This is a genomic window from Streptomyces violascens (assembly GCF_014649955.1).
GTDB classification, from domain to species: domain Bacteria; phylum Actinomycetota; class Actinomycetes; order Streptomycetales; family Streptomycetaceae; genus Streptomyces; species Streptomyces violascens.
On sequence record NZ_BMUA01000003.1, the window covers coordinates 534246 to 548363 of the forward strand.

Consider the following 14118-nt stretch of genomic DNA (forward strand, 5'->3'; position numbering starts at 1 on the left):
TTCAGCTGTCCTTCTGGTCGGCGTCGGCCGCGTACTCGGTGATCGCGCGTTCCGCTACGGCGAAGGCGGAGTTGGCGGCGGGGACGGAGCAGTACACGGCGCACTGGAGCAGCACTTCGCCGATCTCGTCGGGGCTCAGGCCGTTGCGCAGGGCGCCCTGTACGTGCAGCGCCAGCTCGTCCTTGTGGCCGCCCGCGACGAGTGCGGTGAGCGTGATGACGCTGCGGGTGCGGCGGTCCAGGGTGCCGTCTCCCCAGATCTCGCCCCAGGCGTAGCGGGTGATGAAGTCCTGGAAGCGGGCGGTGAAGGGGGTGGTGCGGGTTCTCGCTCGGTCTACGTGCGCGTTGCCGAGGACGGCTCGGCGGGTGGCCTCGCCTGTTCGGCGCAGGGGCGGGCCGGTTCTGGTGTTCGTCAGGTGGCCGAGCAGGGCCTCGGTCACGTGATTCGGCTGCTCCACATTGGCCAGGTGGCCGGCTCGGGGGAGTTCCAGGAGCTGGGCGTCCCGGATGCCGTCGGCGAGTTCACGGGCGTGGGACGGCGGGGTCGCCACGTCGTCCCGGCCGGCGATCACCAGGGTGGGGGCGGTGATGCGGGCGAGTTCCGGGCGCAGGTCGAGCCCGGCGAGGATCTCGCAGCAGGCGGCGTACGACCCCGGGTCCACGCGGTGGTGGTCGGCGAGGAGGTGCTCCGGGGCGTCGAACGCGGGGGTGAACCAGCGGCTCGGCGCGCTGTCGACGACCTCGCCGATTCCCTTGGTGCGTACGGTGTCCGCCCTCGCCAGCCAGGGTTCCGGCGGGCCGAAGTCGGCGGAGGTGCACAGGAGCGCGAGGGATTCGACCCGGTCGGGGTGGTGCGCGGCCAGCCAGGTTCCTACGGCTCCGCCGAGGGAGATTCCGGCGTAGCTGAAGGTGTCCGTGCGGAGCTCTTCGAGGAGGTCGAGGAGGAGGGTGGCGAGGGTTTCGAGAGTGGGGCGGGGTGAGGGTGGGAGCCATGCGGGGGAGTTTCCGTGGCCCGGTAGGTCCCAGCGGAGGATGTTGAAGTGTGCGGCGAGCGCGCTTAGTTGGGGGTTCCAGAGGGCCAGGGTGGTGCCCAGAGAGGGGGCCAGTACGAGGGTGGGGGCGGTGGGGGTCGGGCCGGGGGTCAGGTGGTGGGTCAGCATGGGGGTCTCCCGGGGGGGGTGAGGGTGGGCGGGGTTCGGGTTGGCGGGGCGGCACGGGCGGACAGGTGGGCAAGCGTCCCCAGGGGGCTGGGGCGGAGCCCCAGAGGCTCGGCCTACCCGACCCCTGCACAGGCAGGCGGGCAAACACCCCCGAGGTCTGCGGCGGACCCCCAAGGGCTCGGCCTACCCGACCCCCTGCGCGGGCAGGCGGGCAAACACCCCCGAGGTCTGCGGCGGACCCCCAGAGGCTCGGCCTACCCGACCCCTGCACGGGCAGACGGCCCCCGGGGGGCTGCGGCGCCCCCCAGAGGCTCGGCCTACCCGACCCCTGCACGGGCAGGCGGGCAAACACCCCCGAGGTCTGCGGCAGAGCCCCAGCAAACCCCGCACCCCCCTCAGCCCCCCGGCGCCCCCAGCACCCCCCTCCCCAGCGCTCGAGCCACCATCCCCTCCGCCGTGCCCACGCCCCCCACCGCCTCGCCCAACGCCAAGTTGCCCCGCATTCGCTCCGGGAACACCGACAGCTCCCCGCACAGCACCGCCGCCCCCCGCGCCGCGCCCCCGCACAGTCGCAGCGCCTCCCTCAGGGGGGACCACTCCGCGTGCCACGCACCCGGGGGGCGTTCGTCCTCCGCTGCCATCGAGGCGTACAGGGTCGACACCAGGGCCGGGACCTGCCGGGCCGCCGAGGCGAGCAGCACCGAACGCACCGGGTTCCTCTTGTGCGGCATCGAGGAGGAGACCCCGCCCGTGCCCTCGGCCACCTCCCCCACCTCCGTGCGGGACAGCACCAGCACGTCCGCCGCCACCTTCCCCAGCGCCCCCGCGCAGAACGCCAGCACCCCGGCCAGGTCCGCCACCGGCGTACGCAGGACGTGCCACGGCAACTCCGGTGCGCTCAGGCCGAGTTCGCGGGCGAAGGCATCCACCAGTCCCTCTCCCTCCATCCCGTACGCCTCGAACGCCGCCAGCGTTCCGGCCGCACCGCCCAGCTGCACGGGGAGGGTGGACCGGACCCGTACGACACGGTCGTGCGCGTCGAGGACCAGGGAGCGCCAGCCCGCCGCCTTCAGGCCGAACGTCGTCGGGACGGCATGCTGGGTCAGCGTGCGGGCCGCCATCACCGTGGCCCGGTGGCGGTCGGCGAGGGTGGCCAGGGACGCGGCCGTCGCCGCCAGGTCCGCCCCGATCAGGTCGAGCGTGCGGGCGGCGACCAGCATCAGCGCCGTGTCCAGGATGTCCTGGCTGGTGGCACCCCGGTGCGCGAACTCCTCGTCTCCCGGGGAGAGTTGCGCCACCGCCGCCCTCAGGTCGGCCACGAGCGGGATCACCGGATTGCCGCCCGCCCCGGCCCGCAGAGCCAGCCCCCGCGCGTCGAACCGGCCGGACCCCGCCGTCTTCGTCACGGCCTCCGCCGCCCGCCCGGGAATCCCGCCGGCCTCCGCCTGGGCCCTGGCCAGCGCCGCCTCGGCGTCGAGCATCGCCCGCAGCACCGCACCGTCACCGGTCGCCGCCTCCGCCGGGCTCCCCGCACTCACCGGCGTGAGCAGACCGGCATCCCCCTCACGCGCGGGAGAATCATCCGAAGTCAAGGAAGACCGTCTCCTTCTCCCCCTGCAGATGGATGTCGAAGCGGAACAACCCCTCCCGGGCCCCCGCCCCGGACTCCCGCCGGGCCAGCATCGTCTCCCCCCGCTCCCCCGCGAGCCCCTTCAACTCCCCTTCCCCGCCCAGCCCCTCCACGTACGCCCGCGTGAAGAGGTGGCGCGACAGGCCCCGCGCGAACAGGCACACCGCCAGGTAGGGCGCGGCCGGCGGCGGGGGCAGGGTGCGTACCGACCAGTGGCCGTCCGCGCCCGTCCCCACCCTGCCGAAGCCCGTGAAGCCGATGCCGTCCCGGCCGAGGAAGCCCCCGCTCGCCGCGTCCCGGCGCCACGAGCCGGCACCGCCCGCGAGAGAGCCGTCGGGCGCGGCCTGCCAGAACTCCAGGAGTGCGTCCGGCACCGGCTCCCCGTGCCCGTCGTACACGTACCCGTGGATCGTGATCGCCCCGGGATGGCCGGTCGGCGCGATCTCTCCGCCGCCCGGGAAAGGGAGGGCGTATCCGTAGAAGGGGCCCACCGTCTGCGACGGGGTCGGGTCAAAGGCAACCGGCTCCGGCATCACGCGGTCACCTCCGGGTCGGCCGGCGTCGCGGCCGGACCGTCGAGCACGATGTCCCAGTGGTAGCCCAACGACCAGTTGCGCACGGAGAGTTCCGGGTCGTACGCCGCCACCAGCCGGTCCCGTGCCGCCTGGTCGGTGACCGTGTGCAGGATCGGGTCGTACGCCAGGAGCGGGTCGCCCGGGAAGTACATCTGGGTCACCAGGCGCTGCGTGAAGGCCCGGCCGAAGAGCGAGAAGTGGATGTGCGCCGGGCGCCACGCGTTCTCGTGGTTGCCCCAGGGGTACGCCCCCGGCTTGATCGTCGTGAACGCGTACCTCCCCTCGGCATCCGTCAGACACCGGCCCGCCCCGGTGAAGTGCGGGTCGAGCGGGGCAGCGTGCTGGTCGCGCCGGTGGGCGTAACGCCCGGACGCGTTCGCCTGCCAGATCTCCACGAGCTGGCCCGCCACGGGCCGGCCGAAGCGGTCAACCACCCTCCCCGACACGGTGATTCGCTCTCCGTGCGGGTCTCCCACGTGCTGGCGGGTCAGGTCCGCGTCGAGCGGCGTGACCTCCGTGACGCCGAACACCGGGCCGTACAGCTCCACTGCCTCCGGATCCCCACCCACCAGGACCGGCGCCCGCGACGGCTCGCGCAACGCCCCGCTGCGGTAGGGCCCCACCCTGCCGCGCGCGGGCGCCTCCTCGGCCGTGCCGATCTGTCCCTGAGTGAGCGTCATCGTCCTGCCACCTCTCCCGAGCCCGAATCGCCGCCTGCGGTATCGCTGTCTGCGGTCTCGCCGCCGGTGCCTTTGCTGCCGGTGCCTTTGCTGTCCGCGGTTTTGCTGTCCGCGGTTTCGCTGTCCGCGGTACGGACATGAACGAACGCCCCCGTTCTCGCGCGCACCTCCTCCACCCCGACCCCCGGCGCCGTCTCGACCAGGACGAAACCGTCGTCCGGGTGCACGTCGAGCACGGCCAGATCGGTGACGACCCGGTGCACACAGGCCCGGCCGGTGAGCGGCAGAGTGCAGCGCTCCACGAGTTTGGGCGTGCCGTCCTTCGCGGTGTGCTCGGTCAGGACGATCACGCGGCGCACCCCGTGCACGAGGTCCATCGCGCCTCCCATCCCCTTCACCAGCCGCCCCGGAACGGCCCAGTTGGCGAGGTCACCGCCCGCCGACACCTGCATCGCGCCGAGGATCGCGGTGTCGATGTGGCCGCCGCGGATCATCCCGAACGACAGTGCCGAGTCGAAGAACGCGGCGCCCGGCAGGACGGTCACCGTCTCCTTGCCCGCGTTGACGAGGTCCGGGTCCACGTCCTCCTCCAGGGGGTACGGTCCGACGCCGAGAATGCCGTTCTCCGAGTGGAGCACCACATCCACACCCGGGGGTAGACGACCCGGCACCAGGGTCGGCAGCCCGATGCCGAGGTTCACACAGCTCCCGTCCCCCAGTTCGGCTGCCGCCCGCGCCGCCATCCCCTCCCGCGTCCACCCGCTCATCAGCGTTCCTCCACGCGTACCGTACGTTTCTCAATTGCCTTGTCCACAGCCTGAGTCGGGGTCAGCGGTACGACCCGCTGCACGAACACCCCGGGCACGTGGACCCCGTCCGGGTCGAGGTCGCCCGGTTCCACGAGGTGTTCGACCTCGGCCACCGTGACCCGGCCGGCCATCGCCGCGAGGGGGTTGAAGTTGCGGGCCGCGCGGCGGAAGACCAGGTTTCCGTGCCGGTCGCCCTTCCAGGCCCGTACGAGGGCGAAGTCCGTGGTGATGCCGTGCTCCAGGACGTGCTCGCGCCCGGCGAACTCGCGCACCTCCTTGGGCGGCGAGGCCACGGCCACCCGGCCGTCGGCGCCGTACCGCAGGGGCAGCCCGCCGTCGGCCACCTGGGTGCCGACGCCCGCCGGGGTGTAGAACGCGGGGATGCCGCAGCCGCCCGCCCGCAGGCGCTCGGCGAGGGTGCCCTGCGGGACCAGCTCCACCTCCAGTTCGCCGCCCAGGTACTGGCGGGCGAACTCCCTGTTGGTGCCGATGTACGAGCCGGTCACGCGGGCGATGCGGCCGGCCGCGAGCAGCACGCCGAGGCCTCCGCCGTCCACCCCGCAGTTGTTGGAGACCACGCTCAGGGCGGTGGCGCCCTGCGCGTACAGGGCTGCTATCAGCACGTTCGGCACCCCGCTGAGGCCGAAGCCGCCGACCGCGAGGGAGGCCGCGTCGGGGATGTCGGCCACCGCGCCGGCGGGGGCCCGTACGACTTTGTCCATGGAACGCCCACGCCCGTTCTCGCTCGACGACCGCCCGTCGGGGCTCTCGCCATGTGTTCGCCAGATGAACTAGAGTTCAGAGTTGCGCTCGTCCCGAGTGTGCGTTCAGCCGGCGCACCCGTCAACACCCCGCGCCCCAGCACCTCGTGCCTCAACTCCCCGCCCCCGGAGGCCACATGAGCACCGCCCCCGCCGAAGCCGTCGGCCCGCTGATGCGCGGGGTCGCCGTGCTGCGCGCGCTCAGCGACGCGGACGGGCGGCTCAGCCTCGGCGAGCTGGTCCGGACGACCGGGCTCGCCCGCTCCACGGTCGACCGGATCGCCGCGACGCTGGCCCGCATGGGGTATCTGCGCCTCGACGGCTCCACCGCCACCCTCGCCCCGCGTCTGATGGAGCTCGCCAACGCCTACCTCGGCACTCTGCGGCTGCCCGCCCTGCTCGGCCCGTACGCGGTCCGACTGGCCGAGGAACTGGACGAGTCGGTGTCGCTCGCGGTCCCCGACGGCGACGGCATCCGCTTCGTCCACCAGAGCACCCGGCGCCGGGCGATGTCCCTCACCTTCCGCATCGGCGACCTCCTCCCCGCCGAACGCACCGCGCCGGGCCCCCTGTTCGCCGCGCACTGGACGCCCGAGCAGTGGCAGGCCTGGCACCACCGGCGCGCGGCCGACCCGGCGGGCCTCGCCTTCCCCGCGGCCCCGCCCGCCGAAGGCCCGGCCGGGGCGAGGGCCGACGATTTCGAGGAGCGCATCGAAGCGGCCCGCACCGCGAACTGGGCGGTCGACGACCAGCTCATCGAGCCGGGCCTCATCGCCGTGGCCGCGCCGCTCCGCGACCCGGCGGGCACCCCCGTCTGCGCCCTCAGCGTGGTCAGCCACACCAGCCGCCACAGCGCGGAGTCGCTACGGAAGGCCGTACTGCCTCGGCTCCGCGCGGCCGCCACCGCGATGGAGGCCGAGCTGGCCCGCGACCGCGCCCCGGCCGCCGCCACCCCTCACGCGCTCGCCACCTGGACCTCCGCCTCGAAGCAGGAGCTCGGCTCCGAGTTCGTCGAATCGCTGGCCCGCGGCCTGACCGTGCTGACCGCGTTCGGCACCGGCCGGGCCGAGCTCACGCTCAGCGCGGTCGCCGATGCCACCGGCCTCGCCCGCGCCACCGCCCGGCGCGCCCTGATCACCCTGGGCCATCTGGGTCTGGTCGCCACCGAGGGCCGCACCTTCCGCCTCACCCCGCGCGTGCTGGCACTCGGCTGCCCGCCCCTGTCCCGTACGACGCTGTCCGACATCGCGGCGCCGCACCTGGCCGCCCTCGTACGCACCGTCCACGACTCGGCCTCGCTCGCGGTGCTCGACGGCGACGCCATCCAGTACACGGCCCGCGTCGCCACCACCCGGATCATGAGCGTCAACATCACCCTGGGCACCCGCCTCCCCGCGTACGCCGCCTCGATGGGCCGGGTGCTGCTCGCGGATCTGGATGCCGGGGAGCGCGCGGCCCGGCTCGGCCGTACGGAGCTGTCGCCGCTCACCCCGCACACAGTCACCTCACCGGACGCGCTGGCCTCGGTCCTGGAGCGGGTGGCGGACCAGGGGTACGCGATCGTCGACGAGGAGCTGGAGGAGGGGCTGCGCTCGGTCGCCGTGCCGGTGCGGGACGCCGGGGGGCGGGCGGTGGCCGCCGTGAACGTGGCCATGCACACCACGCGGCGCACCGTGCCCGAGTGCCTCGCCGAGGTGCTGCCCGAGCTGCGCGCCACGGCCGCGGCCATCGAGGCCGATCTGCACGTGGTCAGCCGCTACTGCCGCACGCCACCGTCGTAACGGGCAGCGTCAACGGTCCGAGCCTGTACCGCCACCGAGGCAGCTCGCCATCCGTACCAGAACGGATTTGTCATCTCGACAGCACACATTTTCCCTCTAATCGGTTAATTAGGGGGAAATCAGACATGTTCATGACCTTGTTCGGGAATACAAGGCTAGTCCGCTGCCCCCTGTCCCTGACACACCGGAGTGCGCCTCGTGGAGACCACAGACCGCCTGGTGACCGGCCCCCCGTCAACGAAGGGAACTTAGATGGCCACCCTGTGCCGACCGGCGGTCGCCGTGCCCGACCACGTCATCACCCAGGAGCAGACCCTGGCACTGGCCCGCGAGACCCACGACGGGCACCCGCAGCGCGACCTCGTCCTGCGCCTCATCGAGAACACCGGCGTCAAGACCCGCCACCTCGTCCAGCCCCTCGAAGACACCCTGGCCCACCCCGGGTTCGAGGTCCGCAACCAGGTGTACGAGGCCGAGGCGAAGAGACGGGTGCCCGCGGTGGTGCGCGAGGCGCTCGCCCACGGCCAGGTCGAGCCCGCCGACATCGACCTGATCGTCTACGTGTCGTGCACGGGCTTCATGATGCCCTCGCTCACCGCCTGGCTGATCAACACGATGGGCTTCCGCACCAACACCCGGCAGCTGCCCATCGCCCAGCTCGGCTGCGCGGCGGGCGGCGCCGCGATCAACCGCGCCCACGACTTCATCAAGGCCTATCCCGGCTCCAACGTGCTGATCGTGTCGTGCGAGTTCTGCTCGCTGCTCTATCAGCCCACCGACATCGGAGTGGGCTCGCTGCTGTCCAACGGCCTGTTCGGGGACGCCGTTTCGGCCGCGGTGGTGCGCGGCGAGGGCGGCACCGGCATGCGGATCGAGCGCAACGGCTCGCACCTGGTGCCGGACACCGAGAACTGGATCTCGTACGCGGTGCGCGAGACGGGCTTCCACTTCCAGCTCGACAAGCGGGTCCCGGGCACCATGGAAATGCTCGCACCTGCCCTCAAGTCCCTTGTGGAGCAGCACAGTTGGGAGGTCGGGGCGCTCGACTTCTACATCATCCACGCGGGCGGCCCCCGCATCCTGGACGACCTGTGCCACTTCCTGGAGCTGGGCCCCGAGATGTTCCGCTTCAGCCGCACCACCCTCACCCAGCGCGGCAACATCGCGAGCTCGGTGGTCTTCGACGCCCTGGCCCGCCTCTTCGACGAGGGCGGCATGACCGACGGCGCCCGCGGCGTGATCGCCGGCTTCGGCCCGGGCATCACCGCGGAGATCGGAGTGGGCAGCTGGAACGCGGGCCCGGACATGGACGACGAGCTCGACGCGATGGCCGCCCGGATCTGAACTACGGCTGCTCTACCGCCTGTTGCGCTACTCGTTGACCAGCACCGGGATGGAGAGCACCGCGCTGGCCGGCGTGCCGCTCAGCGGCGCCTCGGGCTGAACCTTGAAGTCGATGCCGGGGCCCTCGGCGGCCGGAGTGTGGGCGCCCTTGTGGTCGTCGTGGCCCTCCTCCGCGTACCTGAACGAGCCGGTGCCGAGCAGCTTGCCGTCCGCGTCGTAGTAGGCGGCGCTCAGCTCCAGGGCGATCAGTTCGCTGACGTCCGAGGTGGCGGCGAGGTGGCCGGTCACCGTGGATGCGGCGGCCAGGGCGCCGCCCGTGACCTTCACCCGGTCCGTGAACGGGCCCTGCTCCAGGTGCACTTCACCCTTCGCCAGCTTCCGGTACGCGGCGGGAGCGGCGGCCTGCTTCGGTGCCGCGAAGCTCACCGAGGGGACGGGGCTCGGGGCGTCCTCGGCCCTGTCCCCGCCGGAGCCCGGTCCACCGCCGCAGGCCGTGACCAGGGCGAGGGCGAGGGCGGCCAGGACGGCCGGGGCCGTGATGCGGCTCAGTCTCATGGCGTGCGTGCTCCTGCGTACTCGTGCGGAAGGGGCCGGGGCTGCCTGCCCCGGCCCCTCGTCGGCGGGGCGGGGTCAGCCGCGGGGCGAACGGCCGAACAGCGAGCCGTACATCTTCCCGTACAGGTCGGTGTTGAGCTGGCTGGCCGCGAAGCGGTCCGCGCCCGGGCCGTACGCGAAGATCGGGACGTCCGCGCCGGTGTGGTTGCCGGACAGGTACGTCAGCCACAGGCTCGCCTCGGGGCTGCCGTCCTTGACGCTCTTCGGGTCGTCGGGGGTGCGGAAGGTCGCCGGGCCGAAGTTCTTGGCGTCGCCCGCGCCCGCACCGTTCACGATGCCGGACGAGCGGGCCGGGTCCTTGGCGCCCGAAGTGGCGCGCGAGGGAAGGGAGTTGTTCGCCGGGTTGCCCGCGTCCGTGTTGGCGGGAGGCGCCACCGACTCGGCGTTGGTGTACGTGCCCTTCTCGATGATGTTGAAGCCGGCGCACTCGTGGTCCGCGGTGACGACGACCAGCGTGTGGCCGTCCCTCTTCGCGAAGTCGGTGGCCGCCTTCACCGCGTCGTCGAACGCCTTGACCTCGGCGAGCGTCTGGGCGGCGTCGTTGGCGTGCGAGCGCTTGTCGATCTGGGCGCCCTCGACCTGGAGGAAGAAGCCCTTCTTCGAGCGTCCGTCGAGGAGGTCGATCGACTTCTTCGCCATCTCGGCGAGCGTCGGCTCCTGCTTCTGCGGGGCGCCCGCGGGCAGAGATGCCTTCGCCTGCTCGACGGTCAGGTTGCCGCGGTTGAAGAGACCGACGACCTTCTTGCCGCGCGCCTTGTCGAGGTCCGCCTTGGTGGCGACCTTCTGCGAACCGGCCGTCTGCGCGGGCAGCTTGGGGTCGCCGAACGAACCGAGCACCTGGTAGCCCTGCTTCTGGAGCGCCTGCTGGTCGTCCGGCTCGAAGCGGGCGAGGCCGCCGCCGAGGATCACGTCGGCGGTGCCGTTGCGGGCGATCTGCTCGGCGATCGGCGTGATCAGCGTCTTGTCGGCGGGCGCCTTCTCGTAGCTGCCGTCGGCGTTCTTCGGCAGGCAGGCCGCGTCCGAGTACGTCGGCCCCTGGCAGCCGCGCAGGAGCGCGTGGCTGAACTGGGCGGCGGGCGTGGCGTCGGTGATCTCGGCGGTCGAGACATTGCCGGTGGCGAAGCCGGCCGCCTTGGCCTGCTCCATCAGCGTGGCGCGCTTCTTCTCGTAACTGTCCACGCCGATCGCGGCGTTGTACGTCTTGACGCCCGAGGCCCAGGCGGTGGCGGAGCTCGCCGAGTCCGTCACCAGGGCGGGCTGGTCGCTGCCCTTCTCGACGGCGTACGTGGCGACCGCGCCGGTGTAGGGCAGGCGCTCCATGTTCAGCTTGCCCTGGGCGCCGTAGTAGCGCTCGCGGCCGGCGGTGACGTGGGTGCGGCCCATGCCGTCGCCGAGCAGGTAGATGACGTTGCGTATCTCGCGACCGCCGCCGTGACCGCCGTGCTGGGGCGCGGAGTTGGCGGTGACGGCCGAGCCCGCGGCGACCGCGGAGGCGGCCGCGAACACCGCGAGCACCTTCATTGCCTTGTGTGTCATGGCGGCGAAGCTATGAGTCGCATGTGAACGGACCGGGAGGTTCAGGCGACCGCGAGGCGAACGCCTTTACCTGCCGCATAACTTTTATGTCCCGGCCCTTTGCCTGCTCCGGGCACGGCCCTTACCCGGGAGCCCGTCCTTCGTGGCCCCTCGTCCGTCGCCCTTACCCGTACGACAGGTTGGAGCAGATGTTGTCGTCGGCCGAGCGGGCCTTGTCCGAGACGCTGGGCGGCACCGAGGCGGGGGCGCTGGGCGCCGCGGCCGACCCGCCGTCCTTGTACTGGGTGCCGAGGATGACGTTCAGACCGGGCGTCTTCGCCTGGCGCATGAGCGCGCCGGGGAAGTGCGTGGCGAGCGTCTTGGCCTTGGCCTCGTCGTTCGGGCCGTACTCGATGACGGTGTGCGTGTAGTCCTGGGTGGCGGCGGTCGTGGCGCCGGTCACCGTGAAGCCCGCCGACTTCAGGGACTCGGCGGCCTTGCCCGCGAGACCCTTCTCGACGGTGCCGTTGTACACGGCGACGCTGATCCCCTGGCCGGAGGCGGGCGCCGGGGCGGAGGCGGACGGGCTCGGCGCGGCCTTCTCGCCCTTGCCCCCGGCGTCCTGGCCGTCGACCGTACGGTCCGCCCTGAGGGCGGCGAACAGCGCGTCGGCCTCGGGCTTGACGACCGCGACGCGCGCACCCTCGTACCGCCAGGGCAGGGTCACGAACTTGGTGTTGTGCAGGTCGATGTCCTTCATCGACATCGCGAACGAGATCAGTTTGTTCGCCGAGCCGAGGCCCGAGTCGACGGTCATCGACTTGGTGGCAGCGGTGGCAAGCGGCAGCAGGCTGGTCGGGTCGAGTCCGTTGCCCTTGACCTTCTTGATCAGGCTGCCGACGAAGGCCTGCTGGCGCTGGATGCGGCCTATGTCGGAACCGTCGCCTATGCCGTGCCGGATGCGTACGTAGTCGAGCGCCTTCTGGCCGGACACGGTCTGCGGGCCCTTGGAGAAGATCAGGGTGCCCTTGCGGTGCAGGTTGGGGTTGAGGTCGCCCGTGTAGACGTCGTTGGGGACGCAGACCTGGACGCCGCCGACGGCCTCGGTCATCTTCGCGAAGCCCGCGAAGTCGACGACCACCGTGTGGTCCACGCGCAGGCCGGTCAGTTTCTCGACGGTGTTCTGGGTGCAGGCCGGGTTGCCCTGAACCGTTTCACCGACCTCGAAGGCCGAGTTGAACATCACATCGTGCTTGTCCTTGGTCCACGTCCCGTTCGGCAGCTTGCACGGGGGTATGTCGATCAGGGAGTCGCGCGGTATGGACACGGCGACGGCGTGCTTCTGGTCGGCGTACACATGCATCAGGAACGCGGTGTCCGAGCGGCCGACGTCCCCCTTGCCGTGGCCGTACTGGGCGTTGTCGCCGGAGCGCGTGTCGGAGCCGATGACCAGGACGTTCGAGCCCTTGTCGGAGGCGGCGGGGCGGTTGGCGGAGACTCCGCCGTCGTCGAAGGTCTTGATGTTGCCGTTCAGCTGGAAGTAGATCCAGCCGCCTCCGGCGACCGCGAGGACGACGACCGACAGGGCCGCGACCCCGGCGATGCGGGCGCGGCTGCGCTTGTTGCGGCGCTGTGGCGCGGCGGAGCCGCCGCTCTCGCGCCTGCTCGTCGCTCCCGCTTTGTGGCTGCCCGCCATCGGACCCCTCATCCCTCATTCACGCCTCTTCTGTAGAGGAGACGGTGAGTCGCACACTCTGGTTGTACAGTTGCGCAATGTAGCAAGTCTCACTGAGAGCCATCAGCCCCAGCCGTACGAAGAAATCGGCTGGACGAAAACGGCTGTAGGACGCGAACGAGGGAGGACGGCGGGATGTTCCTGCGCAACGGGCTCGAGCCCTGGCATCTGCTGATCGTGGCCGTAGTACTGATCCTGCTGTTCGGCTCGAAGAAGCTGCCCGACACGGCACGCGCGCTGGGCAAGTCCCTGCGCATCCTCAAGAGCGAGACCAAGGCGATGCGGGAGGACTCCGGCGACCCGGCGCCCGCCACGGCTCCGCCTGTCACCACGGCTCCGCCTGTCACCGCGGCCCCGCCTGTCACCACGGCCCACACCACCACGGACGCGCCCCCGCGCCCGGTTCAATAGGCGCGCCGTACGCTCGGCAGGCATGGAACAGCTGCCGACGTACGACGATGTGGTCCGCGCCCATGAGCGGATCGCCCCGCACGCCCACCGCACCCCGGTCCTGACCTCGCGGCTCACCGACGCCGAGCTCGGCCTGAGCCTCTTCTTCAAGTGCGAGAACCTCCAGCGGATGGGGGCCTTCAAGTTCCGCGGCGCGTTCAACGCGCTGTCGCGCTTCGACGCGGAGCAGCGCCGGGCGGGCGTGGTCGCCTTCTCCTCCGGCAATCACGCCCAGGCCGTCGCGCTCGCCGCGTCGCTGCTCGGTATTGCGGCGACCATCGTCATGCCGCACGACGCGCCTGCGGCCAAGCTGGCGGCCACCAAGGGATACGGCGCGAACGTGGTCCCGTACGACCGCTACACCGAGGACCGCGAGGAGATCGGCGCCGCGCTCGCCAAGGAGCGCGGCCTGACGCTGATCCCGCCGTACGACCACCCCCACGTGATGGCCGGCCAGGGCACCGCCGCGAAGGAACTCTTCGAGGAGACCGGCCCCCTCGACGCGCTGTTCGTGCCGCTCGGCGGCGGCGGCCTCCTGTCGGGCACCCTGCTCTCGGCAGGCGCGCTCTCGCCGTCCTGCGAGGTGTACGGGGTCGAGCCGGAGGCGGGCGACGACGGGCGCCGCTCGCTGAGGGAGGGCCGGATCGTGCACATCGACACCCCGGCGACGATCGCGGACGGGGCCCAGACGCAGCACCTGGGTGCGCACACCTTCCCGGTGATCCGGGACCGCGTGACGGACATCGTGACGGTGCCGGACGCCCAACTGGTGGCCTGCATGCGGCTGTTCGCGTCGCGGATGAAGCTGGTGGTGGAGCCGACCGGGTGCCTGGGGCTGGCGGCGGCGACCGCTCTGGCCGAGCGGTATCGGGGGCGGCGGGTGGGGGTGATCGTGAGCGGGGGGAACGTGGACGTGTCGCGGTTCGCCGCGCTGGTGGGGTAGTCCCCCACCCCGCCCCTTCCCGAGACCCTCCGGGGGCACCGATGCCGCTAGGGGCGCGGGGAACTGCGCGACCAGCCACCGACGGCCCGCGGCCGACGAACAAGCACGTGCGCGCAGCGCG

13 protein-coding genes are annotated in these 14118 nt (G+C 72.1%); 4 read left to right on the forward strand and 9 right to left on the reverse strand.

Annotated elements, in window-relative coordinates:
- Window position 1 precedes the first annotated feature (1 nt).
- From pcaDC to IE206_RS10815, 6 genes are all read right to left on the reverse strand, one after another.
- Window positions 2-1159 carry a bifunctional 3-oxoadipate enol-lactonase/4-carboxymuconolactone decarboxylase PcaDC gene (gene pcaDC / locus IE206_RS10790; protein WP_189961823.1) on the reverse strand — a complete coding sequence of 386 codons (1158 nt, stop codon included), beginning with the start codon at window positions 1157-1159 and terminating at the stop codon, window positions 2-4.
- A gap of 395 nt (window positions 1160-1554) precedes the next feature.
- Entirely contained in the window at window positions 1555-2751 is a 1197-nt protein-coding gene (gene pcaB / locus IE206_RS10795) for a 3-carboxy-cis,cis-muconate cycloisomerase (RefSeq protein WP_189961824.1), read from the reverse strand.
- Window positions 2738-3322: a peptidase associated/transthyretin-like domain-containing protein gene (locus tag IE206_RS10800; RefSeq protein ID WP_189961825.1), complete on the reverse strand. Its 585-nt coding sequence runs from the start codon at window positions 3320-3322 to the stop codon at window positions 2738-2740. Before IE206_RS10800 ends, pcaB begins: the two co-directional genes overlap by 14 nt.
- The gene (gene pcaH, locus IE206_RS10805; protein WP_189961826.1) at window positions 3322-4044 is read right to left on the reverse strand and encodes a protocatechuate 3,4-dioxygenase subunit beta; all 723 of its coding nucleotides are present in this window, start codon (window positions 4042-4044) and stop codon (window positions 3322-3324) included. Before pcaH ends, IE206_RS10800 begins: the two co-directional genes overlap by 1 nt.
- Window positions 4041-4811 carry a 3-oxoacid CoA-transferase subunit B gene (locus tag IE206_RS10810; RefSeq protein WP_189961827.1) on the reverse strand — a complete coding sequence of 257 codons (771 nt, stop codon included), beginning with the start codon at window positions 4809-4811 and terminating at the stop codon, window positions 4041-4043. Before IE206_RS10810 ends, pcaH begins: the two co-directional genes overlap by 4 nt.
- Window positions 4811-5575 carry a CoA transferase subunit A gene (locus IE206_RS10815; protein WP_189961828.1) on the reverse strand — a complete coding sequence of 255 codons (765 nt, stop codon included), beginning with the start codon at window positions 5573-5575 and terminating at the stop codon, window positions 4811-4813. The genes IE206_RS10810 and IE206_RS10815 overlap by 1 nt, the downstream gene beginning before the upstream one ends.
- A gap of 176 nt (window positions 5576-5751) precedes the next feature.
- Between IE206_RS10815 and IE206_RS10820 the strand changes: the two genes are divergently transcribed.
- Entirely contained in the window at window positions 5752-7395 is a 1644-nt protein-coding gene (locus IE206_RS10820) for an IclR family transcriptional regulator domain-containing protein (RefSeq protein ID WP_189961829.1), read from the forward strand.
- Window positions 7396-7647: 252 nt separating this feature from the next.
- Complete coding sequence (locus IE206_RS10825; RefSeq protein ID WP_189961830.1) at window positions 7648-8739, forward strand: type III polyketide synthase; 1092 nt, start codon at window positions 7648-7650, stop codon at window positions 8737-8739.
- Between the two features lie 27 nt (window positions 8740-8766).
- On the opposite strand, the gene IE206_RS10830 is transcribed toward IE206_RS10825, so the two are convergent.
- From IE206_RS10830 to IE206_RS10840, 3 genes are all read right to left on the reverse strand, one after another.
- Window positions 8767-9294 carry a hypothetical protein gene (locus IE206_RS10830; RefSeq protein ID WP_189961831.1) on the reverse strand — a complete coding sequence of 176 codons (528 nt, stop codon included), beginning with the start codon at window positions 9292-9294 and terminating at the stop codon, window positions 8767-8769.
- A gap of 75 nt (window positions 9295-9369) precedes the next feature.
- The gene (locus IE206_RS10835; RefSeq protein WP_226598541.1) at window positions 9370-10890 is read right to left on the reverse strand and encodes an alkaline phosphatase; all 1521 of its coding nucleotides are present in this window, start codon (window positions 10888-10890) and stop codon (window positions 9370-9372) included.
- Window positions 10891-11053: 163 nt separating this feature from the next.
- Complete coding sequence (locus IE206_RS10840) at window positions 11054-12565, reverse strand: LCP family protein (RefSeq protein WP_189961832.1); 1512 nt, start codon at window positions 12563-12565, stop codon at window positions 11054-11056.
- Between the two features lie 174 nt (window positions 12566-12739).
- On the opposite strand from IE206_RS10840, the gene tatA reads away from it, so the two are divergent.
- Together tatA and IE206_RS10850 are read left to right on the forward strand one after the other, a co-directional pair.
- Window positions 12740-13015 carry a Sec-independent protein translocase subunit TatA gene (gene tatA / locus IE206_RS10845; RefSeq protein WP_189961833.1) on the forward strand — a complete coding sequence of 92 codons (276 nt, stop codon included), beginning with the start codon at window positions 12740-12742 and terminating at the stop codon, window positions 13013-13015.
- Window positions 13016-13037: 22 nt separating this feature from the next.
- Entirely contained in the window at window positions 13038-13997 is a 960-nt protein-coding gene (locus IE206_RS10850) for a threo-3-hydroxy-L-aspartate ammonia-lyase (protein WP_189961834.1), read from the forward strand.
- Window positions 13998-14118 lie beyond the last annotated feature (121 nt).

Bases quoted from the DNA above. Each gene is read 5' to 3' on its own strand.
- IE206_RS10800 (WP_189961825.1), bottom strand. From the start codon at position 3,322: ATGCCGGAGCCGGTTGCCTTTGACCCGACCCCGTCGCAGACGGTGGGC.
- IE206_RS10815 (WP_189961828.1), bottom strand. From the start codon at position 5,575: ATGGACAAAGTCGTACGGGCCCCCGCCGGCGCGGTGGCCGACATCCCC.
- IE206_RS10825 (WP_189961830.1), top strand. From the start codon at position 7,648: ATGGCCACCCTGTGCCGACCGGCGGTCGCCGTGCCCGACCACGTCATC.
- IE206_RS10830 (WP_189961831.1), bottom strand. From the start codon at position 9,294: ATGAGACTGAGCCGCATCACGGCCCCGGCCGTCCTGGCCGCCCTCGCC.
- IE206_RS10820 (WP_189961829.1), top strand. From the start codon at position 5,752: ATGAGCACCGCCCCCGCCGAAGCCGTCGGCCCGCTGATGCGCGGGGTC.
- tatA (WP_189961833.1), top strand. From the start codon at position 12,740: ATGTTCCTGCGCAACGGGCTCGAGCCCTGGCATCTGCTGATCGTGGCC.
- IE206_RS10810 (WP_189961827.1), bottom strand. From the start codon at position 4,811: ATGAGCGGGTGGACGCGGGAGGGGATGGCGGCGCGGGCGGCAGCCGAA.
- pcaDC (WP_189961823.1), bottom strand. From the start codon at position 1,159: ATGCTGACCCACCACCTGACCCCCGGCCCGACCCCCACCGCCCCCACC.
- IE206_RS10840 (WP_189961832.1), bottom strand. From the start codon at position 12,565: ATGGCGGGCAGCCACAAAGCGGGAGCGACGAGCAGGCGCGAGAGCGGC.
- IE206_RS10835 (WP_226598541.1), bottom strand. From the start codon at position 10,890: ATGACACACAAGGCAATGAAGGTGCTCGCGGTGTTCGCGGCCGCCTCC.
- pcaH (WP_189961826.1), bottom strand. From the start codon at position 4,044: ATGACGCTCACTCAGGGACAGATCGGCACGGCCGAGGAGGCGCCCGCG.
- IE206_RS10850 (WP_189961834.1), top strand. From the start codon at position 13,038: ATGGAACAGCTGCCGACGTACGACGATGTGGTCCGCGCCCATGAGCGG.